Origin of the sequence: Pseudomonas sp. A6, from assembly GCF_052367875.1 — a bacterium.
In the GTDB taxonomy this organism is placed as follows: domain Bacteria; phylum Pseudomonadota; class Gammaproteobacteria; order Pseudomonadales; family Pseudomonadaceae; genus Pseudomonas; species Pseudomonas citronellolis.
In genome coordinates this window covers 1,431,481-1,453,193 of the sequence record NZ_CP198970.1, presented here as the reverse complement: position 1 = coordinate 1,453,193, position 21,713 = coordinate 1,431,481, and the positions used below count along the sequence as shown (strand labels likewise).

Sequence of the window (21,713 nt, the reverse complement as noted above, 5' to 3'; positions counted from 1 at the left end):
CGCTCCTACAGGGAATGGCGCAGGTGGGGCAGCGTAGGAGCGGATCTCATCCGCGAAGCGCGCCGATACATCCGGCTATCGCGGAGAAGCTCCGCTCCTACGGGAAAAACACCACGCATTCCCGCACGGGCCCTGCCCGCGATTTCGCGCGCAGGGCGCGCTCCTACAGGGGAATGGCGTAGGCGGGGCAGCGTAGGAGCGGATCTCATCCGCGAATCGCGCCGGTGGTTCCGGCTATCGCGGAGAAGCTCCGCTCCTACGGCTCAGGCAGGCACGGCTTCTCGTAGGAGCGAGCTTGCTCGCGAACCGCATGGCACCGCGCTTGTTCGCGAGCAAGCTCGCTCCTACAAGAGCACCTCGGCCAAGCGCCCCACCGCCTGCTCGAACGCCGCCTTCATCTCCTCGACCACCGCATCGGTATGGGCGAAGGACAGGTACAGCCGGCCATAGGGCGACGGCATCAACAGCACACCCCCGCGGCGCAGTTCCAGATGCAGCGCCTTGCTGAAGCCAGGGTTGGCGATGCGCGCGGCTTCGTCGAAATCCCGCGGCGCCCGCTCTGCCGGCCAGAGGCCGAAGACGTTGCCGTAGCCGCTGGTGGACAGGGGCATGCCATGTTCGCGGAACAGCCGCTCGATCCAGCTGCGAAGCGCCTCGCCACGCGCCATCAGCGCGGCGTAGTCGGCGTCTTCGAGCTGCGCCAGCGTTGCCTGCACCGCCGCGCAGGCCATGGGGTTGCCGCTGAAGGTGCCGCCGCGCAGCACCCGGCCTTCCTCGAAGCCGGCCAGGATGTGCGCCTTGCCCAGCACCGCCGAGACCGGCACGCCATTGCCGATGGCCTTGCCGACGCTGGCCAGGTCCGGGTCCAGCCCCTCGTACAGGCTGCTCAGCCCGGCGTGACGGCGGAAGCCCATCAGCACCTCGTCGCTGATCACCAGCGCGCCGTGGGCATGGGCCACGCGCTGCACGTGCGCCAGGTAGCCGGGCGCGGCCATGATGCAGCCGGCGTTGGCCAGCATGGGTTCGAGCAGCACGGCGGCGATGTCGCTGTGCTCGGCGAACAGCCGCTCGACGTCGTCGAAATCGTTGTAGCGCAGCAGCGTCATGCGCTCGCTCGCCGGGCGCTCGCCAGGGGCGAAGGTGGCTTCGGCGGAACCGACGTTGCCCAGGGTCACCTCGTCGAACCAGCCGTCGAAGCCGGCGGCCATCTTGGCGATGCGCGGCCGGCCGGTGTAGGCGCGCGCCGCGCGGCAGGCCAGGTGCACCGCCTCGCTGCCGGAGTTGGTGAAGATCACCTTGTCGAGCGCGCCGCCGTGGCGCGCCAGGCAGTCGGCGGCGGCATGCTCGCGCACGTGGGCCCAGGACGGCGCGGCGGCGTCCTGCAGAGCGGCGCCCACCGCCTCGATCACCGCCGGCTCGGAATGGCCGAGCAGCACCGCGCCGAAGCCCAGCGCGGTATCGATGTAGCGCCGCCCCTGGGCGTCCCAGAGATAGGCCCCCCTGCCCCGCTGGATGAACAGCTTCTCGCCGTCCAGGTCGGGAAGAATGCGCGCGGCGCTGGATACGTCACCCACCAGATGGGCCATGGTCTACTCCTGCATCGCGCCCGCCGTGCGGGCGCCTCGTGAATGGGTCGTAACGGCCTGCCCTAGGACAGGCTCCAGGGAGCCTCCCGCAGGCGCTGCTCGAGGAAGTCGCGGAAGACCTTGATCCTCGGGCTCAGGTGCCTGCGGTTGGCATAGATCAGGTACACCGGCTCGCGCAGGTCGCTGGGGTATTCCTCCAGCACCTGCACCAGGCGGCCGGCGCGGATGTCGGCGCCGATGTGGAAGTCGGCCAGGCGCACGATGCCGGCGCCGGCCAGGGCCATGTCGCGCAGCAGGTCGCCCTGGGCGAAGGTCGCCGCGGGCGTCACCGGCACGCTCAGGCGCTCCGGGCCTGCGCGGAAGCTCCAGCGGTTCCACGGGCTGTCGAAGCTGAACTGGAAGCAGCGGTGGCGCAGCAACTCCTGCGGGTGGCGGGGCGTGCCGCAGCGCGCCAGGTAGGCCGGGGCGGCGCAGGTGATCCACTGCGTCTCGCCCAGGCGCCGGGTCACCCGGCTGGAGTCCGGCAGCACGCCGCTGTGGATGGCCAGGTCCAGGCCCTGCTCGAACTGGTCGACGTACTGCGCGCCGACCTGGATCTCCACCTGCAGCGCCGGGTAGCGGTCGAGGAACTCCGGCAGCCAGGGCGCTATCTGGTGCTTGGCGAAGGTGGTCATGGTGTGGATGCGCAGGGTGCCGCTGACCCGCGTAGGCAGCGCTTCGGCCAGCGAATCCGCCTCGGCCATCGCCTCCACCACGGCGCGGGCGCTGCGCAGGTAGGCGGCGCCCTCCTCGGTCAGCGTCAGGCTCCGCGTGCCGCGCTGGAACAGGCGCACCTGCAGGCGATCCTCCAGGCGGCTGATCAGCTTGCTGACCGCCGAAGGCGTCATCTCGTGGGCGCGCGCCGCGGCGGAGAAATTGCCGTGCTCGACCGCCCAGATGAAGGCCAGCAGTTGCGAATAGTTGTCCATGTCCGGTCCTCGATGCGCCGTGGCGGCGAGCATAGCGCCCGCCGTGCCGGCCCGCTTCAGCGGATGAAGCGCTCGACGTAGTCCTCGCCCAGGCCGATGGACGCATAGTGCCGGCGCGCCGCCTCCAGCTTGGTGAAGACGTCCTCGTAGCCCACCGCCACGCCCTGCGGGTCGACGTAGGTGTAGCCGCCCTGGACGTGGAACCAGGTGATCATTTCCTCGACGTCCTCGGGCACGAACAGGGTGTGGGTCTCGCCCGGCGGCTCGAAGGCGAAGGAGCCCTGCTCGGCGACCCAGTCGTGCTCCAGGTACCACCAGCGGCCCTTGAGCACCAGCGCGTGCACGCCGCCGGTGTGGCGATGGCGCGACAGCACGCCGCTCTGGCGCACGCGCAGCAGGTTGATGTAGTAGCCGCCGCTCACGCTCAGCAGCAGCGGCTTGAAGGAGACGCTGGCGGTCACCGGGACCCACAGCCGGTCGTCTTCCAGCCACTGGTCCAGCACGCCGGGCAGGACCATGTCCGGCGCCATGAACGGCACCTGCGGCAGTTGGTAGGGAATCGCCAGTTCGTCCGGCTTCATCGCGATGCTCATCGATCACTCTCTATCAGGCGGTTGGGGAAGGCCACGGCGGGCTCGGCGAGCCGCGCCACGGGCAGGTTAGGTGGGCGCCGGCGGCGGAAAAACCGGGCCGCCGGCACAGGCGTTGTGAAGTGGCGTCACAGCACCGCCAGTTCGCCGAAGCCGCCCTGCGCGCGCTGCGCGGAGAGCTGCGGCTGGCGCTTCTGCAGGTACAGGCCGATGCCCACCAGCACGGCGCTCAGGCCCAGGGTGGTGAGCAGCTCGCCGCGGTGGCCGGGGAACACCGACATGATCGCCAGGATGCCGACGATCAGCGCGATGGTCGCCAGGGTCAGCCAGGGGAAGGCCCACATCTCCACCGCCAGGGGCTCGCCGCTGGCGCGCAGCTTGCGGCGCATGCACAGCTGGGTGACGGCGATCACCAGGTACATCAGCAGGGCGATGGCGCCGCTGGAGGCGAGCAGGAAGTCAAACACCTCCTTGGGCAGCAGGTAGTTCGCGCCCAGCGCCAGCAGGGCCACGCCGGCGGTGCTCAGCACCGCGCCCAGCGGCACGCCGCGGCGGTTGGTGCGGCCCCAGGCGCGCGGCGCATCGCCGCGGCAGGCCAGCGAGTAGGCCATACGCGAGGCGGTGTAGATCGCCGAGTTCAGGCAACTGCTCACCGCCACCAGCACCACCACGCTCATGATCTGCGACGCGTAGGGAATGTTCATCGCCGCCAGCACCGACTGGTAGGAACCCTGCGCCAGCCCCGGCGCATTCCACGGCACCAGGCACACCACCACCAGCATCGAGCCGAGATAGAACAGCCCCAGGCGCCAGACCACGGCGCGGATCGCCTTGCGGATGTTGGCGCGCGGCTCCTTGGTCTCGGCGGCGGCGATGGTCACGATCTCGCTGCCCTGGAAGCTGAACATCGCGGTGAGCATGGCCGCCACCACCGACACCGGCCCCTTGGGCATGAAGCCGCCGTCGGCATACAGATGCTGCACGCCGGAAGTGGAAGAACCCGGCAGCAAGCCGAAGATCGCCAGCACGCCGAGGACGATGAAGCCGACGATGGAAACCACCTTGAACAACGCCAGCCAGTACTCCAGCTCGCCGAAGTTGCCGACGCTCAGGCAGTTGCACAGCGTCAGCGCCAGGGTGATGCCCAGCGCCGCCACCCAGGGCGCCACGCTCAGCCAGGGCGCGAGGATGTTGCCGGCGACTATGGCCTCGATGCTGATCACCAGCACGTAGAACCACCAGTACAGCCAGCCGATGGAAAACCCGGCCCAGCGCCCCATGGCCTGGTCGGCATAGGACGAGAAGGAGCCGGTGTCCGGCCGCGCGGTGGCCATCTCGCCGAGCATCTGCATCACCAGCACGACGATGACCGCAGCCAGCAGATAAGCCAGCAACACCGCCGGCCCGGCAGTGGCGATGGCATTGGAGGAACCAACGAAAAGCCCGGCGCCGATCACGCCGCCGATGGAAATCATGGTCACCTGGCGACTCTTCAGGCCGTGGCCCAGGCGGTTCTTGGGTGGGTTCTCAGGCGTCGCGTTCATCGACAGCACCTCGGCACGCAGGAATTGTTCTTGTGATTGTCCAGGGCCTCACGGGCCCTGGTCTGCGCAGGGTAGGGAGCCGGGGGCGGGGTGATAATCCCTGTTGGTGGCATAGGGGCTGTGAACTCAGTTCACAGCTAGGGATGAGGGATAGCCGAAGGATTCAGTGCAGTCGGAGCCGCGCTGCTCATTGAAGCAATCGCCATTTTGGCAGTGATGCTCGATTCAACCCGCTCATAGGCTGAACGTCGCAGTGTTGGCAGAGGCAAAGAAAAAAGCGTCCGCAGACGGTTCAAATTCGGTCCGAATTCAGGCTACGATACGAAACCGATCGGCAGATTCAACTGTCGACGTGTGAATCCCATCGGTTGCCTGGATATGGAGCTTGGTGGAGTTCGAACACCGTAGAACCTGAGTTCCAGGCCTTGAGTGTTCCCACAGCAATGGAGGTACCGACTCATGCGAGTCGAGACAATTAGTTATTTGAAACGCCATGCGGCTGACCTGGATTTATCCGAGCCAATGGTTGTCACACAGAACGGTGTTCCTGCCTACGTGGTTGAGTCATATGCAGAACGAAAGCAACGTGACGAAGCAATTGCGTTGGTGAAGCTGCTTGCGATTGGCTCTCGTCAATACGCAGAAGGCAAACATCGCTCTGTAGATGATCTGAAAGCTCGTCTTTCCAGGAGGTTCGATCAACCAGAATAAGGAGGTTCGATGTCCAAGCTCGTCATCCGTCTCACCGATACCGCAGAACAAAGCATCGAAGACCAAGTACACCACTTGGTTCAATTCCAAGGTTCGCAGGCTGCACTCCAGTCAGTGCTGAGCCTTTTGGATGAGATTGAAGAGAAGATTTCTCTTACACCCCAAGGTTACCCAATCAGCCAGCAGGCAAGCCTTTTGGGGGTGTTGAACTATCGCGAACTCAATACCGGCCCTTATCGCGTCTTTTACGAACTACACGAAGAGCAAGGCGAGGTCGCGGTCATCTTGGTCTTACGCCAGAAGCAGAGTGTGGAACAGCAATTGATTCGCTACTGCTTGGTGGGGCCTATCGGGTGATGGCCCTCTGCGCCCAAGTGCGTATGAGTAAGTGTGCCTCGACACTTTTTCGACACCTTCCCGCCCCCAAAAAAGCAAAACCCCCGAAACGCTAGGCATTTCAGGGGCTTGGCTGGGTTTGTTCTGGAGCGGGCGAAGGGAATCGAACCCTCGTCATGAGCTTGGGAAGCTCAGGTAATGCCATTATACGACGCCCGCTTGGGGGTGCCTTTTTACCAGAAGGCGCGGGCGGAGTGAAGCCTTGGTGCTGCACTTCGGCGCATTCGCCGATTCGGCTGTGCCGGGGGATGCCAAATGCCAGCATCGGCGGTATCTTCCGCTCCCATCGATTTCCCGCTGGGTTCAAGGCGAGGCAGGTTCATGGGCAATACCCTGGTGCGCGCGGCCGTGCTTGGCCTTTCGGTGCTGTGTTCGACGGCGGCTCTCGCGCGGGTCGAGGTTGCGCCGGTGCAGAACAAGTCGCTGGGGCTCACCCTGGCGGTGCGCATCACCGAGGACATCGCGCCGGGGGACTACGAGCGCCTGCTGCAGGGGCTGAAGCACAACCCCGGCAAGTTCGCCCGCAGGATCGCCCTGCTCGACTCCATCGGCGGCAGCCTGGGCGAGGCCATCAAGATGGGCCGGCTGCTGCGCGAGGCCGGGTTCGACACCTGGGTGCCGCGCAACAGCGTGTGCCAGGGCACCTGCGTCTACCTGCTGGCCGCCGGGCATGCGCGCCGGGTGCGCGGCTATGTCGGCCTGCACCGTCCCTACTTCCCCGGCGGCGATTCCTGGCTGGCCGACGGCGCCAGCCGCTACAGCCCGGCCGCCTACCTGCGCGAGATGGACGTACCCGTCGCCCTGCTGGACGACATGGCAGCCATCGAGCCAGGGCGCATGCGCGTGCTTTCCGCGCAGGACCTCGCGCGTTACCGGCTCGATTGAGCCACCTGGTACGACGGTACGCCTTGTAACAGCCCGCGCCGGGATTCCGTCGCCGCGCCCGCCTGCCCTCCTCCCGCCCCTTAGCGCCAGGCTAGAGCCACCGGGGGCCGGCCGCCGGTAAATGGCCGGGGGCCATTATCGGGAATGGTTCTTGCTGTCGATCCGTGCGGAAGACCCAACTTACGCACGGATAGAAGAAAATCGGAGCAACCTGCATGTTCAAGACCTTCGGCAAGACCCTGCTCGCCGTGACTCTGGCGGGCGCTGTGGCTGGTATGGCGCAGGCGGACAACAAAGTGCTGCACGTTTACAACTGGTCCGACTACATCGCCCCTGACACGGTCGACAAGTTCACCAAGGCCACCGGCATCAAGGTCGTCTACGACGTCTACGACAGCAACGAAGTGCTGGAAGCCAAGCTGCTGGCCGGCAAGTCCGGCTATGACGTGGTGGTGCCGTCGAACAACTTCCTCGCCAAGCAGATCAAGGCCGGCGTCTACATGCCGCTGGACAAGTCCAAGCTGCCGAACTGGAAGAACCTCAACCCGGACCTGATGAAGACCCTCGAGATCAGCGACCCGGGCAACAAGTTCGCCATCCCCTACATGTGGGGCACCATCGGCCTGGGCTACAACCCGGACAAGGTCAAGGCCGTGCTCGGCGACAACGCCCCGGTGGATTCCTGGGACCTGGTGTTCAAGCCCGAGAACATCCAGAAGCTCAAGCAGTGCGGCGTGAGCTTCCTCGACTCGCCCACCGAGATGCTGCCGGCGGCCCTGCACTATCTGGGCTACAAGCCCGACAGCAATGATCCGAAGGAGATCAAGGCGGCCACCGCGCTGTACCAGAAGATCCGTCCGTACATCACCTACTTCCACTCCTCCAAGTACATCTCGGACCTGGCCAACGGCAACATCTGCGTCGCCGTCGGCTACTCGGGCGACGTCTACCAGGCCAAGGCCCGCGCCGCGGAAGCGAAGAACAACGTCCACGTGCTCTACAACATTCCGAAGGAAGGCGCCGGCGCCTTCTTCGACACCGTGGCCATTCCGAAGGACGCCGAGAACCCCGAAGGCGCGCTGCAGTGGCTCAACTTCCTGCTCGAGCCGCAGGTGATCGCCGAGATCAGCAACGTCACCTCCTTCCCCAACGGCAACGCTGCCGCCACCGCGCTGGTGAACGAGGAAATCCGCAACGACCCGGGCATCTATCCGAAGGAAGAGGTGATGAAGAAGCTGTACGCCTTCCCGGACCTGCCGGCCAACACCCAGCGCCTGATGACCCGCAGCTGGACCACCATCAAGACCGGCAAGTAAGCCGCCCCGGGAGATAACGCACCAGGATGGTGCCACGGCAAGAAAAACGCCCCCTTTTCGCCCAGCGAGAGGGGGCGTCTCGCTTTCCGCTTCCCGCCCGGCGGCGCTGCCTTCCGTCGTCCGCGGGCTCGAATTCCCATCGTACTCCAGGCATGATGGCACTGAGACATCACTGCATTTTCCCGCGCAACGGAAGCCATCGGTCGGGCCGGGCAACCGCACCGCCATGGACCGAGGCGCCAGCGCGCCGGGCCGGCGCGTGCCTGCGCCCGCCCCCGCCGCACCGTCCCGGGGCGAACCCAGGAGCCCAGGCATGACCGCCTACCCCGACACCAACCCGCCACCGCTGCCCGAGCGCCCCGCCGAGGACTACCTGGCCGAGCGCGTCGCCACGCTGTTCTCCACCAGCCCGTCCACCGCGGTGGGCAACGTGTTCTCCGGCACCATGGTGTTCGGCGTCTACCATGCCAGCGCGCCCCTGCTCGGGCGCTGCCTGTGGCTCGCCGTGCTGGTGCTGCTGATGAGCGTGCGCCTGGGCCTGGTGTACGCCTGGCGGCGCAACCCGCAGCGCCTGGCGCCGCAGACCTGGGCGCGCCTGACCATGCTGCAGTGCGGCGCCGTGGGGCTGGCCTGGGGCATCGGCGCCATCTGGCTGATGAGCTACGGCACGCCCTACGAGGACGTGATCTACGGCTGCATCGCCCTGGCCTCGGTGATGGTGGCCATGAGCAACGTGTCCTACTGGCCGGCGCACCTGGCGTTCCACGTGCCCATGTTCTTCTTCCTGGGCATCGCCTATTTCCGCGACCCCGAACCCCAGGCGACCTTCCTGGCGGTCTCCGCCTGGGTGGTCTGCCCGTTCATCGCGGAGATGGGCCGGCGCCTGCAGATCCGCTTCAACGAGGCGCTCAAGCTGGCCTGGGAACACCAGGTGCTGGCGCACAAGTACGCGCTGGCCAACCAGGAGCTGGCGGTGCTCAGCCGCACCGACGACCTCACCCGCATCGCCAACAAGCGCCACCTGGACGAGACGCTCAAGCGCGAATGGCACCGCTGCGCACGGCACGCCGAGCCGCTGAGCGTGCTGATGCTGGATATCGACCACTTCAAGCTCTACAACGACGGCTACGGCCACCTCGCCGGCGACGTCGGCATCCGCCGCGTGGCCGAGGCCATCCGCGACAACGTGCGCGAGCACTGCGACTTCGTCGCGCGCTTCGGCGGCGAGGAGTTCACCGTGGTCATGCCCGGCGCCGACCTGGCCAGCGCCTGCGCCATCGGCGAACGCATCCGCGCCGCCGTCGAGGCCCTGCAGCTGCCCCACGCCTGGGCTGCCCGCGGCCACCTGACGGTGAGCATCGGCGTGGCCTCCACCGCCCAGGGCCCGGTGGCCAGCCAGGAAGCCCTGGTGGGCAACGCCGACGTGGCCCTGTACGCCGCCAAGCACGGCGGGCGCAACCGGGTGGAAGCCTTCAGCGGCGACCCGGCCAAGGCGCCGCTGCCGCCCGGCAAGGTCGAACTGCCCGGCTGACGGGCCGGGGCGCCAGCGCCCCCGCAGGAAAGCTTCAGACGCGGCGCTCGCTCAAGAGCGCGGCCGGCGCGTGCCCGGCGATTCCCGTGAAAATGTTCAGTATAATTTTCACGAAAAGGCCGGATCCGTAAAAAATAATGGACCGATATTTATCGAATTAAATAAAAAATCCTTTAAATACAGCGGCTTGAAAATGAAATCGCCGTGAATTTCGGCCATTATTTTTAACGATCGAAAGCGAAATTGTTTGACATATTTTACGGCTCTGGCAGGCTGGTGGGCAGGCTTCGACCGTTTGCGGGCGCTTCCAGCCCCGCTACGGCAGTGCTCGGAGCCCCAGGTAGCGCCCTCCCGGCCGCGCCTGCACATAAACGACAGGCCGAGCCTGTCCCAAGGTGACATATGTCCAACAGCAACATTGGCAATAACAATCAGAAACTCCGCAAGCCCGTCGTCCTGATGTCCATGGGCGCCCAGGAACGCAAGGGCCACGACTATCAGGTGATGACCCACAAGTACATCACCCCGATCACCGACATCGCCGGTTGCGTGCCGGTCCTGGTGCCGACCTGCTGCGGCATCGACGATCTCGAGCAGTACCTCGACATGGCCGACGGCGTCTACCTCACCGGCGCCGGCAGCAACATCGACCCGGCCCTCTACGGCCAGGAAAACGAAACCCCCGGCAAGGCCCAGGACAAGCAGCGCGACCTCTTCGACCTGCCCCTGATCAAGGCCGCCATCGCCCGTGGCCTGCCGATCTTCGGCATCTGCCGCGGCATGCAGGAAATCAACGTGGCGCTGGGCGGCGACATTTACCAGAAGGTCTACGCCGAGCCCGGCTTCAACGACCACCGGGAAAACCCCGAAGACCCGGTCGAGGTGCAGTACGCCCCGGCGCACAGCGTGCGCGTGGCGCAGAACACCTGGCTGCACAAGCTGCTGCAGACCGACTCGATCCAGGTCAACTCGCTGCACGGCCAGGGCCTGAAGAACCTCGGCAAGGGCCTGGAGCCCATCGCCCACGCCGAAGACGGCCTGGTCGAGGCGGTCCACGCGCCGAGCCTGTCGCCCTTCCTCTTCGCGGTGCAGTGGCACCCGGAATGGCAGGCGCTGAAGAACCCCGACTCGGTGAAGATCTTCCAGGCCTTCGGCGACGCGTGCCGCCAGCAGGTCAAGAAGAAGCAGGCCCGCTACGGCAACGCTGCCTGAGCGGGCGCCGAAAGGCGCTGATGAAAAAGCCGCTCCTCCTCATGGGGGAGCGGCTTTTTCGTTTGTGCGGCGTTCGGGCCACTGCAGAGGCTGGCCAATCGCGGACGGAGTCCGCTCCTACGTTGCAGGCGAGTGCGGCTTTTTGTAGGAGCGAGCTTGCTCGCGAATGGAAGCTGCCGGTGGCGCAGGTGCCTGGCTCAAGAGCGCCCTCACCCCAACCCTCTCCCGCAAGCGGGAGAGGGGGCTGTCCTGAGCGGCCTGGAGGTCAGGCACCATCCTTCCCCTTCGCCACTCTCGCGAACGCTGGGATAGACAGGCGTTTCAGGCTGACTCTGGATTCACCACTCACGCCGAACGGCCCCCTCTCCCTCCGGGAGAGGGTTGGGGTGAGGGAACGGAGTCAACCGAATACACCGCAGTCGCAAGGAAGCCCCCTTCGCGAGCAAGCTCGCTCCTACCCTCACCATTCCCGCGAACGCAGGGACAGATAGGCATTTCAGGCTGACTCTGGATTCACCACTCACGCCGAACGGCCCCCTCTCCCTCCGGGAGAGGGCTGGGGTGAGGGAACGGAGTCAACCGAATACACCGCAGCCGCCAGGAGGTTCGCGAGCAAGCTCGCTCCTACACCCTCATCATCACTGCGACGTCCCCGCCGCCGGAAACACCCGCTGAATCCGATCGGCCAGCGCCAACGCCCGCTCGCTCTTGGTGAACAGCAACAGATAGTCATGATCGGACTTGGCCGCCGGGGCGATGCGGTACTCCAGCGGCCCCTGCACCACCTGCTGACCCACCGGCACGCGGAAGGTGGCCACGCATTCGAGCACGCCGCTGTCCGGGTCCTTCTCGAGGATGGCCGCGTCGCGCAGCTCCACGTCCTTGAGCAGGTCGCCGCGGCCGGACAGCGGGCCGTCGGTGAACACCTTCACCAACTGGTCGCGCATGTCCTTGCTGGCGCACACCTCCGCCTCCTTGCCGCCGCAGGCGCCGAGCAGCACCGCGACACCGATCATTGGCAACAGCTTGTAGTTCATCATTCACCCATGGCGTGACTTGGTGGGAGTTGGAGTCGCCGCCAGGGGAAAAATTCCCACCCCTCAGCGCTTTCCGTAATCCGTCCCACGCAACGCGAAGCGCGCGGCCAGCCACCGCGGCAGCCCCCAGTCGCGCTGCATGCCGGCCGCGGCCAGGAGGATGGCCGCCACGCCCAGCCACTGCACCAGGCCCAGGCGGTGGCCGAACACCACCCAGTCCACCAGGATCGCCGCCACTGGGTAGATGAACGACAGCGCGCCGGTCAGCGCCGTCGGCAGCTTCTGGATCGCGCCGTAGAGCAGCACGTACATCAGCCCGGTGTGGACGATGCCGAGGGTGGCCAGGCAGGCCCAGGCCGAGGGCTGCTGCGGCAGCGCCGAGAGGTTGGCCAGGGGCGCCAGCAGTAGCACGCCGCTGCAAACCTGCACCAGCGCGATCACATGCGGCGGCACCGCCTGCAGGCGCTTGACGATCAGCGCCGCGAAGGCATACAGCAGTGCCGCGCCCAGGGCCAGGGCGATGCCGCCCAGGTAGTCGCTGCCCGGCCCGCCGCTGCCGTGGGCGCTGACGATGGCCAGCATGCCGGCGAAGGACAACCCCAGCCAGCCGAGCTTGCGCGCGCTGAGCTTCTCGCCGAGGAACACCGCGGCCAGCAGCACCAGCATGAAGGGCTGGGTGTTGTAGACCGCAGTGCCGATGGCGATGGACGCCCGCGAATAGGAGGCGAACAGCAGCACCCAGTTGCCGACGATGGCCACCCCGCTGAGCAGCGCCAGGCCGAAGGCGGAAAGGCTCAGCACGCCAGGGCGCAGCATCCCGAGCAGGGCGCAGGCGACCAGCAAGGTGGCGGCGCCGAACACGCAGCGCCAGAACACCACGTCCAGCACCGGCTGGCCGGACACCAGCACCAGCCAACCGATGGTGCCGCAGATCAGCATGGCCGCGGTCATCTCCAGAGTGCCGCGTTGAAGGGACTTGTCCATGGGGCTTCCTCCTGCAAGGTGTGCCTACAGCATGACAAGGCGTCACCCCGTCCTTCCATCGCAAACGGAAGGCATCCACCAAATATCGCCTTTACTATCAAGGCATCCACCCGCAATCGCCTAACGAGCAAAAAAATGACCGACGAAATCGACCAATTGCTGATCGCCGCCCTGATGGAAGACTCGCGCCTGTCGCTCAAGGCCCTGGCCCAGGTCAGCGGCCTCTCCGCGCCCAGCGTCGGCGAGCGCCTGCGCAAACTGGAGGAACGCGGGGTGATCCGCGGCTACACCCTGGAGGTGGACCCGAAGGCCTTCGGCTACCTGCTGCAGGCCATCGTCCGCGTGCGCCCGCTGCCCGGCCGGCTGCACGAGGTGGAACGGCAGATCCAGGCCATCCCCGAGTTCACCGAGTGCGACAAGATCACCGGCGACGACTGCTTCGTCGCCCGCCTGTGCGTGCGCGACATGGAGCAACTGGACACCCTGCTCGACCGCCTCAACGCCTACGCCGAGACCAGCACCGCCATCGTCAAGAAGACCCCGGTCAAGCGCCGCCTGCCGCCCATGGCCTGAGGCGGGCGCCGGCAGCAATAGGCAAGAATGCGGCAGCATCGAGCGCCGTCCTTCCTGGGCGCGGCGCCCATACTGGTGGCGTCCGCCGCTGCGCGAGGCAGCGGCGCCTTCCCTGCCCCCTCCCGAGGATTGCTCGCCATGCGCTACAGAAAGTTCGGCAACACCGGTCTGTTCGTCTCGGAACTCTGCCTGGGCACCATGACCTTCGGCGGCGAAGGCCAGCTGTGGAGCCAGATCGGCAAGCTGCAGCAGGCCGAGGCCGAGCAGCTGGTCGGCGCGGCCCTGGCGGCCGGCATCAACTTCATCGATACCGCCGACGTCTATTCCGAGGGCCGCTCCGAGGTCATCACCGGCCAGGCCCTGAAGAACCTCGGCGTGCCCCGCGAGGACGTGGTGGTCGCCACCAAGGTGTTCGGCGAGACCGGCACCCGCGGCGCCAACTCCCGCGGCCTGTCGCGCTACCACATCGCCGGCGGCGTGCAGGCCAGCCTGGAGCGCCTGCAACTGGACCACATCGACCTCTACCAGGTGCACGGCTTCGACCCGGCCACGCCGATCGAGGAAACCCTGCGCGCCCTCGACGACCTGGTGCGCCAGGGCCTGGTGCGCTACGTCGGCGTCTCCAACTGGGCGGCCTGGCAGATCATGAAGGCCCTGGGCACCGCCGAGCGCCTCGGCCTGGCCCGCTTCGAGTCGCTGCAGGCGTACTACAGCATCGCCGGCCGCGACCTGGAGCGCGAACTGGTGCCGCTGCTACGCAGCGAGAAGGTCGGTCTGATGGTCTGGAGCCCCCTGGCCGGCGGCCTGCTCAGCGGCAAGTACGGCCGCGGCGGCGAGGCCGAGGCCGGCAGCCGGCGCACCCAGTTCGACTTCCCGCCGGTGAACCGCGAACGCGCCTACGACTGCATCGACGCCATGCGCGGCATCGCCGAAGCCAAGGGCGTATCGGTGGCGCAGGTGGCCCTGGCCTGGCTGCTGCACCAGGAAGCGGTGACCAGCGTGATCATCGGCGCCAAGCGCCTGGAGCAGCTCGAGGACAACATAGCCGCCACCCAGGTCGAGCTGAATGCCGAAGAACTGGCCACCCTCGACCAGGTCAGCGCCCTGCCGGCCGAGTACCCCGGCTGGATGCTCGAACGCCAGGGCGAGTACCGCCGCGGCCAGTTGGGCGGGCGCTGAGCAGGCGAGCATAGCCTCTCGTAGGATGGGTGGAGCGCAGCGATACCCATCGCCGCAACCGCATGGGTTTCGCAAACTCAACCCATCCTACGAAAACCACCTCGACGCCTCCTGTAGGAGCGCGCCCTGCGCGCGATTCGCGGACAAAGTCCGCTCGCATGGCTTCTCGTAGGAGCGAGCTTGCTCGCGAACAGACTCCGCAGCGGGGTTCATTCGCGAGCAAGCTCGCTCCTACGAAGAGCACCTCGGCGCAGCCGACTGGTCAGCCCCCTCCTGCGCGCGATTCGCAACCACCGCCCCGGCTTTCCAGGCGCGGGCGAAACCGGCAAGCGCCTGCCCCTGGGCGCGGCGCAGGAAGGCATCGTCCGCCACGAACGGATCATGTCCGACGGGCGCAAGCGCGACTCGGTGCGCTTCAGCATCATCGACGACGAGTGGCCGGTGGTGAAGGCCGCGCTACTGGCGCGCCTGGGCCGCGGCTAGGCGCACCCGCTCGATGTAGCGCGCCACCGCCGGCGCCTTCTCGAAGCGCCGGTGCAGCAGCGACAGCCAGGAACTGGCCCGGCTGCCGGCGACGCGCCGGTAGTTCACCTGCGGCAGGCTGATGCGCCGCAGCACCGACTCCGGCACCAGGGCCACGCCCTGGCCCAGGGACACCAGGGCGATCACCGCCACCAGGCTGCCCGGCTGCGGCCCCAGGCGCGGCACGAAGCCGCCCTGGGCGGCCACCTCCAGGGTGCCGGAAATCTGCTCGGGGAGGATGAAGGTCTCGCCCGCCAGGCGCGCCGCGGGAATCTCCGCCAGCTCGTTGAGCCGCGAGGCCTCCGGCAACGCCAGGACGAAACCCTCGTCGTGCAGGCGGATGGCCTCCAGCTCCGCCGGCAGCTCCATGGGCGAGCGCACGTAGGCCAGGTCCAGCTGGCCGTCGCGCACCAGCGCCGGCAGCTCGGCCATGGGCGCCTCGCGGATGTTCAGCAGCACCGCCGGGCACGCTGCGGCGAAGTCGCTCACCTGGCGCTGCAGCACCCCGGAATAGGCCGCCGAGGCCACGTAGCCCAGTTCGATGTGTCCGGCCTCGCCGCGCCCGGCGCGCTGCGCGCCCAGCTGCGCCGCATCGAACTGGCGCACCGCCTGCTCGGCCTCGGCCAGCAGCGCCTCGCCGGCGGCGGTCAGGCGCACCTCGCGCTGGCTGCGCTGGAACAGGCGCACGCCCAGTTCCTTCTCCATGTCCTGGATCTGCCGGCTCAGGGTCGGCGGGGCGATGCCCAGCTGCTCGGCGGCGCGGGTGAAGTGGCCGTGGCGGGCGACGCTGATGAAATAGCGGAAATGGCGGATTTCCATGGGGCCTCGTTAGCTGCGGGCTAATGACGCAGGCCGCCGCGCCTAACAAGCCCGGCGCGCGCTGGCGTTACCGTGGCAGCAACACTACAAGGCCGGTGCCGCACGGCAAAGTCCGGCGCCGGCACCGCTCCGGAGCCTCGCCATGTCCAGCCGCCCTTCCGCGCGCTTCACCCTGCTGACCGCCTCGGCGGTGTGCGCGCTGATCATCCTCGACACCAACATAGTCGCCGTCGCCCTGCCGAGCATCGCCCGCGACCTGTCCGGCGCCTTCGCCGACATCGAATGGGTGGTCAGCGCCTATCTGCTGGCCTTCGCCGCCTGCCTGCTGCCGGCCGGCAGCCTGGCCGACCGCTTCGGCCGCCGGCGCATGCTGCTGCTCGGCCTGGCGCTGTTCGGCGCCGCCTCCCTGGCCTGCGGCGCCGCGCCCAACCTGGCGTTCCTCGACCTGGCGCGGGCGGCCAAGGGCATCGGCGCAGCGCTGTTGCTGACCTCCGCCCTGGCCGCCATCGGCCACCGCTTCCACGAGCCACGGGAGCGCCTGCGCGCCTGGGCCTTCTGGGGCGCCTGCATGGGCGCCACCATCACCTTCGCCCCGCTGCTGGGCGGGCTGATCGCCGCCAGCCTGGGCTGGCGCTGGATCTTCTACCTCAACCTGCCACTGGTGGCGCTGCTGGGCGCCATGGCCCTGCGCAGCATCGAGGAATCCCGCGACAGCGCCGCCGCGCGCCTCGACCCACTGGGCAGCCTGACCTTCGCCGGCGGCCTGGGCTACCTGATCTGGGCGCTGATCGACGCCAACCGCGCCGGCTGGGACAGCGCCCCGACCCTCGCGCGCCTGCTGCTGGGCGGCTTCCTGCTCAGCCTGTTCGTGCTGGTGGAGCGCAGCCAGGCGCGGCCCATGGTCGACCTGCGCCTGCTGCGCAATGCCCGCTTCATCGGCGCGCTGCTGGGCATGTTCGCCTACGCCGCCTGCGCCCAGGTGATGATGACGCTGCTGCCGCTGTACCTGCAGAACGGCCTGCAACTGACGGCGGTGGCCGCGGGCGCCGGCATGCTGCCCTTCGCCCTGGCCATGCTGCTGGCCCCGCGCCTGGGCCTGCGCCTGGCCGCGCACCTGAGTCCGGCGCAGCTGTTCGCCCTGGGCCTGGCCCTGGTCGGCACGGGCAACCTGCTCTGCGCCGTGGCGGCGGGCCACGGCGGCTACCCGGCCTTCGCCCTGGCCAGCCTGGTGCTGGGCGCCGGCGCCGGGCTGCTCAACGGCGACACCCAGAAGAACATCATGGCCTGCGTGCCCCGCGAACGCACCGGCATGGCCTCGGGCCTGAGCACCACCACGCGCTTCGGCGCCATCGTCCTGGCCATCGGCATCCTCGGCGGTGTGCTCGCCGCGCGCAGCGCCCAACTGCTGCGCGAAGCCCTCGCCAACGTGGCGCCGGCGCAACTAGACAAGGCTGCGGACATGGCCACCCGCGTAGCAGCCGGTGACCTGCCGGCGGCCCTGGCGCTGATCGACCCGGCCCTGCGCGAGGCCCTGGCGCCGCTGGCGCGGCAGGCCTTCGTCGGTGGTTTCGAGACGCTGCTGCAGGTGGCCGGCATTGCAGCGCTGGCGTTCGCCGTGCTGGTCGGGGTGCTGCTGGGCAAGCCGTTGCCGGAGTTGGAAATCGCCCGGCCGGACGGCATTGCCTGAGCACTGTGATCGAATCTGCAAACAACCGGAAAAGCCTCTCACCCAGCCAAGAAACCACCGACAGCCAAACCCTCGACAAAGGCATTTCCTGCCAGCCGGACTCATCCGAATGCTTGCAGGAGCTGCAACATGGGCCAGCGTTTCGTCGTTCGCAAGGACGACAGCACTACCACCGGCGGCCAGGTGCTCGCCGGCTCCCCCGACCTGATCATCGGCCATCGCCTCGCGGCGAGGCGCAACGACCCGGTGCGCTGTCCGAGATGTGGCAGCGTCGGGCTGATCGCAGAAGGCAACCCGACCTGGCTGGCCAACGGTGAACCGGTGGCCGGCCATGACCATGTGGTCAACTGCGGCTGCCCGCCCGGCAGCCATCGACTGATCGCCAGCCAGACCCACACCCTGATGGCCGAGGAAAGCGTCGGCCTGGACTGGCAGCCGCCAGGCGAAATGGCCAGCGGCGTACACCTGCGCTTCCCCAGCCTGGAGGCCTTGCAGGCATTCCAGCAACTCGAGCTCGACGGCCAGGCCGTGCGAGTAGCCGTTGACCAGGAAGAACCGGAAGAAGAAGACGAAGAAGAAGAGCTGGACGAGACGCCAGGCCTGACCCTGCGCCTGGCAGCCTTCTTCGACGGCACCGGCAACAACCTGGCCAACGCAGCACTGACCGAGCGCTGCCGCCAAGACGACCGTCAGCAGCTCGGCGAGGAAACCCTGCTGGACACCATCGCCATCTGCGAACGCTTCGGCTTCAGCGCCCCGGACGAGCATGGCGTCTTCCAGAGCCATCCGAACGACAGCTACGGGAATGCACCGAGCAATGTGGCCCTGCTATCCGAACTCTACTTGGACAACACCAGCATTCCCCTGGAGCCAGATGCGACTATCGGTTACGTGCCGATATACATCGAAGGCATAGGCACCACCAGCGGCGCGCCGGATTCGCGTGTCAGCCAGGCGACGGGGCGGGGGGAAACCGGCGTACTGCAACGCGTAATACAAAGCCCTGCGGCGATCAAAGACCAACTGCTGCTATTCATAAGAACCAACCCAGGCATCCATGTAGCCCGTCTCGAATTCGACCTCTTCGGTTTCAGCCGCGGCGCGGCAGCAGCCCGCCACTTCGCCAACGAAGTGCTCAAGCCCGATGGCGGCATCCTGGGCGAAGTATTAAAGCCCGGGCAGTTCGGCCTGCAGGCGGATTTCGACTGGAGCACCGACGTTTGCATCAACTTCATCGGCCTGTTCGATACCGTGGCCGCCATCGTCGACCCACTGCGCGGCGACTGGAGCCCAGCCAACGACCTCAACCCCGGCATCAACCTCTACCTGCCCCCCGGTTGCGCGCGCAAGGTCGTGCAATTGACCGCGGCCGACGAACACCGCTGGAACTTTCCCCTGACCAGCGTAGCCCCGCACCACCAGGAGATTTCCCTGCCCGGCGCACATTCGGACATCGGCGGCGGCTACCCGGCTCTGATGCAGGAGAAACTGCTGCTGAGCCGGCCACGCGCCACCCGGGTCAGCCCCAACATGCCCCTGGAACGCAGTTCGGTGTGGCGGGAGGCCCAGCTTGAAGTCGCCCGGCTGGAACTGGACGGACTGCCCGGTGATGGCCAGATGGAGCCGGTCGGCTGGCATTTCCCCAACGCCAATGAACACGACGTGTCGCAAAGGGCGTTGGTTGCCATAGCCATTCAGCGTCGGGTACGAGGTGAACTGTCGCGGGTGGCGCTTCGGGTGATGCGTGAATTGGCCCTGCTACATGACGTGCCATTTGGCCGGATTCTCGAAGATGATCCGAATCTCAGGTTACCCATGGAGTTACAGACCATATCCGCCAGCCTTCTCGCCTATGCCCAAGGCGCGCCCTTTCGATTGAGCAAAGCAGAAAATCGCCTGCTCAAGGCTCGCTATATCCACTTGTCTGCCCACTGGTCGCCCAGCTACGGAGCAATGGTCAACAAGCCCGCGCCGAATCGGCGCCTGACCTATAGCAACAAGCCAGAGGAAGGCCAGCCACAATGAAAAAGCTTTTATGTATTGCCCTCGCAGCCACGCTTACGGGCTGCAGCACAAGCCAAGGTCGCCCCAAGTTGCCCTACAACGCCTGGTCCATCGGCATAGGTGCGCCGAAATACATGGAAGTCTGGGTCGAAAGCGTCGATGTGGTGGACAGGCGCGGGCTAGCCTATGAACGCGTTCATGCCGGCGTCGTGGCCTACAACAACAAGACCGCTGGCTGGTGGAGCGGCGGCGGCAAGATGAAGCCCGTGACAGGCGTCGACCTACCGGAAATTATCTTTGTCCGTTGGCAGTCCCTTGTGGAGCCCCAGACCTATAACGTGCGCATCAACATCCCGCAGTGGGTCCGCGATGAGATGCTCAAACCTCAGCAGGCCTACTGCCTGGGCACCAAGAGTTGGGAAACCGACTACCGAAAGATGATCTCCATTGGCATGGCCCCTGGCGGCATCGCCAAGGCCTGGATCGGCGGACCTTGCCTGGAGGAAAAGGAAATCGGCCGATACAAGGCCGTTATCGACAAGCGTGGACCATACGAAGGTCTCTCGGGCGGCAAGTATTACTACCTTTCCGAGAAAGCCGAGGCGTATGTCAAAGACCACGGCATTCCCTATGACTCCTGGTAATCGGCGACAAAGGCGACTGCCCATCACGAACGCGCTCCTGCTCTGCATTACAGCAGCCACGCTTACGGGCTGCAGCACAAGCCAAGGTCGCCCCAAGCTGCCCTACAACGCCTGGTCCGTCGGCATAGGTGCGCCGAAATACATGGAAGTCTGGGTCGAAAGCGTCGATGTGGTGGACAGACGTGGGCTGGCCTATGAACGCGTTCATGCCGGTGTAGTCGGCTACAGCGGAAGCCCTGTCGGCTGGCCCAAGAACGGCATGGGCAAATTGAAGCCCGTGACAGGCGTCGATCTGCCGGAAATCATCTTCGTCCGCTGGCAGTCCCTCGTGGAACCCCAGACCTACAACGTGCGCATCAACATCCCGCAGTGGGTCCGCGATGAGATGCTCAAACCCCAGTGGACCTACTGCCTGGGCGACAGGAGTTGGGTAACTGACTACCGCAAGATGATCTCCATTGGCATGGCCCCTGGCGGCATCGCCAAGGCATGGATCGGCGGTCCCTGCCTGGAGGAAAAGGAAATCGGCCGATACAAGGCCGTTATCGACAAGCGTGGACCATACGAAGGTCTCTCGGGCGGCAAGTATTATTACCTTTCCGAGAAAGCCGAAGCGTATGTCAAAGATCACGGCATTCCTTATGGCTCCTGGTAGCTACCCGAAGCCCCCCTCCTTCAGACCTGCCCCCGATAACCAAAAGCCGCCTCGCTCAACGCCGGCAACACCACCCCGGCAGGCCCTTCCAGGCTGAACTGCCGCGGCCCGCGCACGCTCACCGGCTGCGGGTTGACGTGGGCGACCACGGCGCCGCTTTCCGCGGCCAGTTGCGGAATCATCGCGGCGGGCTGGACCACGCCGGAGGTGCCGATGGAGAGCAGGCAGTCACAAGCCCTGGCGGCGGCGAAGGCTTCCTCCAATGCGGCTTCCGGGAGCATTTCACCGAACCACACCACGCCGGGGCGCACCCGCTCGCCGCAATGGACGCAGCGTGGTGGTTCCAGACGGCGGCCCTCTTCCGGTTCCCGCAGGCTCGTCGAAAGGCCGTCGTGGGCCCGGCCGCAGGCCACGCAGCGCGGCTGGTGCAGGCTGCCGTGCAGGTGGATCGCCGCCGGGCTGCCGGCGCGTTCGTGGAGGTCGTCGACGTTCTGCGTCACCAGGCTCAGGCGCGGTACCCGCGCGGCCAGTTCGGCGATGGCCCGGTGCGCCGGGTTGGGCTGCGCGGCCAGCACCTTCATGCGCCGCCATTCGTACCAGCCCCAGACCAGCGCCGGGTCTTCGGCGAAGGCTTCGGGGGTGGCCAACTGGGCGGGATCGAAGCGCTGCCACAGGCCACTCAGGGCATCGCGGAAGGTGGGGATGCCACTCTCTGCGGAAACCCCGGCGCCGGTGAACACCACCAGGTGCCGTGCCTGACGCAGGGCATCGAGCAGGACGGGAGGGGAGGATGCGGGCATGCCGGGCGACTCGTCGGGAGTGGGCCCGGGATTATTCGCGGCGCCGGGCGAGCAGCGCAAGGCGGCCCGC

General features: G+C 66.8%; 20 protein-coding genes, 1 tRNA gene and 1 pseudogene. 13 read left to right on the top strand and 9 right to left on the bottom strand.

The features are described from left to right. Positions 1-344: 344 nt before the first annotated feature. From ACTWJ5_RS06590 to ACTWJ5_RS06575, 4 genes are all read right to left on the bottom strand, one after another. Positions 345-1,586 (bottom strand): aspartate aminotransferase family protein, encoded by a 1,242-nt coding sequence (locus ACTWJ5_RS06590; protein WP_253408419.1) that lies wholly within the window; start codon positions 1,584-1,586, stop codon positions 345-347. Between the two features lie 62 nt (positions 1,587-1,648). Beyond that, entirely contained in the window at positions 1,649-2,554 is a 906-nt protein-coding gene (locus ACTWJ5_RS06585; protein ID WP_301499845.1) for a LysR family transcriptional regulator, read from the bottom strand. A 56-nt stretch (positions 2,555-2,610) separates the two neighbouring features. Further along, entirely contained in the window at positions 2,611-3,147 is a 537-nt protein-coding gene (locus ACTWJ5_RS06580) for a 2,4'-dihydroxyacetophenone dioxygenase family protein (RefSeq protein WP_061560836.1), read from the bottom strand. A 125-nt stretch (positions 3,148-3,272) separates the two neighbouring features. Next, positions 3,273-4,688: an amino acid permease gene (locus ACTWJ5_RS06575; protein WP_444437866.1), complete on the bottom strand. Its 1,416-nt coding sequence runs from the start codon at positions 4,686-4,688 to the stop codon at positions 3,273-3,275. Between the two features lie 459 nt (positions 4,689-5,147). Here ACTWJ5_RS06575 and ACTWJ5_RS06570 point away from each other — a divergent pair, with 459 nt between their 5' ends. Beyond that, entirely contained in the window at positions 5,148-5,399 is a 252-nt protein-coding gene (locus ACTWJ5_RS06570) for a type II toxin-antitoxin system Phd/YefM family antitoxin (protein ID WP_253391584.1), read from the top strand. A 9-nt stretch (positions 5,400-5,408) separates the two neighbouring features. Continuing rightward, positions 5,409-5,756 (top strand): type II toxin-antitoxin system RelE/ParE family toxin, encoded by a 348-nt coding sequence (locus ACTWJ5_RS06565; RefSeq protein WP_253391583.1) that lies wholly within the window; start codon positions 5,409-5,411, stop codon positions 5,754-5,756. Positions 5,757-5,880: 124 nt separating this feature from the next. Here the strand turns inward: ACTWJ5_RS06565 and ACTWJ5_RS06560 are convergent. Beyond that, a tRNA-Gly gene (locus ACTWJ5_RS06560) sits at positions 5,881-5,954 on the bottom strand. A gap of 162 nt (positions 5,955-6,116) precedes the next feature. Here ACTWJ5_RS06560 and ACTWJ5_RS06555 point away from each other — a divergent pair. From ACTWJ5_RS06555 to ACTWJ5_RS06540, 4 genes are all read left to right on the top strand, one after another. After that, a complete protein-coding gene (locus tag ACTWJ5_RS06555) occupies positions 6,117-6,680 on the top strand; it encodes a hypothetical protein (RefSeq protein ID WP_444437864.1) in 564 nt (187 codons plus the stop codon). Positions 6,681-6,895: 215 nt separating this feature from the next. Next, positions 6,896-7,996, top strand: a complete 1,101-nt coding sequence (locus tag ACTWJ5_RS06550; protein WP_074983041.1) for a polyamine ABC transporter substrate-binding protein — start codon at positions 6,896-6,898, stop codon at positions 7,994-7,996. Positions 7,997-8,309: 313 nt separating this feature from the next. Continuing rightward, entirely contained in the window at positions 8,310-9,527 is a 1,218-nt protein-coding gene (locus ACTWJ5_RS06545) for a GGDEF domain-containing protein (protein ID WP_009618077.1), read from the top strand. Between the two features lie 402 nt (positions 9,528-9,929). Further along, positions 9,930-10,739 carry a gamma-glutamyl-gamma-aminobutyrate hydrolase family protein gene (locus ACTWJ5_RS06540; protein WP_116422530.1) on the top strand — a complete coding sequence of 270 codons (810 nt, stop codon included), beginning with the start codon at positions 9,930-9,932 and terminating at the stop codon, positions 10,737-10,739. A 638-nt stretch (positions 10,740-11,377) separates the two neighbouring features. Here the strand turns inward: ACTWJ5_RS06540 and ACTWJ5_RS06535 are convergent. Then, entirely contained in the window at positions 11,378-11,779 is a 402-nt protein-coding gene (locus tag ACTWJ5_RS06535; protein ID WP_009618073.1) for a hypothetical protein, read from the bottom strand. Between the two features lie 60 nt (positions 11,780-11,839). Beyond that, positions 11,840-12,760: a DMT family transporter gene (locus tag ACTWJ5_RS06530; RefSeq protein ID WP_253391537.1), complete on the bottom strand. Its 921-nt coding sequence runs from the start codon at positions 12,758-12,760 to the stop codon at positions 11,840-11,842. Positions 12,761-12,895: 135 nt separating this feature from the next. Here ACTWJ5_RS06530 and ACTWJ5_RS06525 point away from each other — a divergent pair, with 135 nt between their 5' ends. The 3 genes and pseudogenes from ACTWJ5_RS06525 to ACTWJ5_RS06515 all read left to right on the top strand — a co-directional run. Then, positions 12,896-13,333 (top strand): Lrp/AsnC family transcriptional regulator, encoded by a 438-nt coding sequence (locus tag ACTWJ5_RS06525; RefSeq protein WP_043315156.1) that lies wholly within the window; start codon positions 12,896-12,898, stop codon positions 13,331-13,333. A gap of 138 nt (positions 13,334-13,471) precedes the next feature. Next, entirely contained in the window at positions 13,472-14,512 is a 1,041-nt protein-coding gene (locus ACTWJ5_RS06520; RefSeq protein WP_074983035.1) for an aldo/keto reductase, read from the top strand. 333 nt (positions 14,513-14,845) lie between these two features. Next, a pseudogene (locus ACTWJ5_RS06515) lies at positions 14,846-14,995 on the top strand (GNAT family N-acetyltransferase); the annotation flags it as partial. Here the strand turns inward: ACTWJ5_RS06515 and ACTWJ5_RS06510 are convergent. Continuing rightward, entirely contained in the window at positions 14,969-15,853 is an 885-nt protein-coding gene (locus ACTWJ5_RS06510) for a LysR family transcriptional regulator (protein ID WP_253408408.1), read from the bottom strand. The pseudogene ACTWJ5_RS06515 and the gene ACTWJ5_RS06510 overlap by 27 nt on opposite strands. A 142-nt stretch (positions 15,854-15,995) precedes the next feature. On the opposite strand from ACTWJ5_RS06510, the gene ACTWJ5_RS06505 reads away from it, so the two are divergent. The 4 genes from ACTWJ5_RS06505 (at position 15,996) to ACTWJ5_RS06490 (ending at position 20,843) form a co-directional block, all read left to right on the top strand. Next, positions 15,996-17,540, top strand: a complete 1,545-nt coding sequence (locus tag ACTWJ5_RS06505; RefSeq protein ID WP_444437859.1) for an MFS transporter — start codon at positions 15,996-15,998, stop codon at positions 17,538-17,540. 129 nt (positions 17,541-17,669) lie between these two features. After that, a complete protein-coding gene (locus tag ACTWJ5_RS06500) occupies positions 17,670-19,565 on the top strand; it encodes a PAAR domain-containing protein (RefSeq protein WP_444437857.1) in 1,896 nt (631 codons plus the stop codon). Then, positions 19,562-20,188: a DUF2931 family protein gene (locus ACTWJ5_RS06495; RefSeq protein WP_074983024.1), complete on the top strand. Its 627-nt coding sequence runs from the start codon at positions 19,562-19,564 to the stop codon at positions 20,186-20,188. Before ACTWJ5_RS06500 ends, ACTWJ5_RS06495 begins: the two co-directional genes overlap by 4 nt. Next, positions 20,175-20,843 (top strand): DUF2931 family protein, encoded by a 669-nt coding sequence (locus ACTWJ5_RS06490; protein ID WP_444439547.1) that lies wholly within the window; start codon positions 20,175-20,177, stop codon positions 20,841-20,843. Before ACTWJ5_RS06495 ends, ACTWJ5_RS06490 begins: the two co-directional genes overlap by 14 nt. Before the next feature lie 20 nt (positions 20,844-20,863). On the opposite strand, the gene ACTWJ5_RS06485 is transcribed toward ACTWJ5_RS06490, so the two are convergent. Beyond that, on the bottom strand, positions 20,864-21,643 hold the full coding sequence (locus tag ACTWJ5_RS06485; protein WP_444437855.1) for an SIR2 family NAD-dependent protein deacylase: 780 nt from the start codon (positions 21,641-21,643) through the stop codon (positions 20,864-20,866). Between the last annotated feature and the right edge of the window lie 70 nt (positions 21,644-21,713).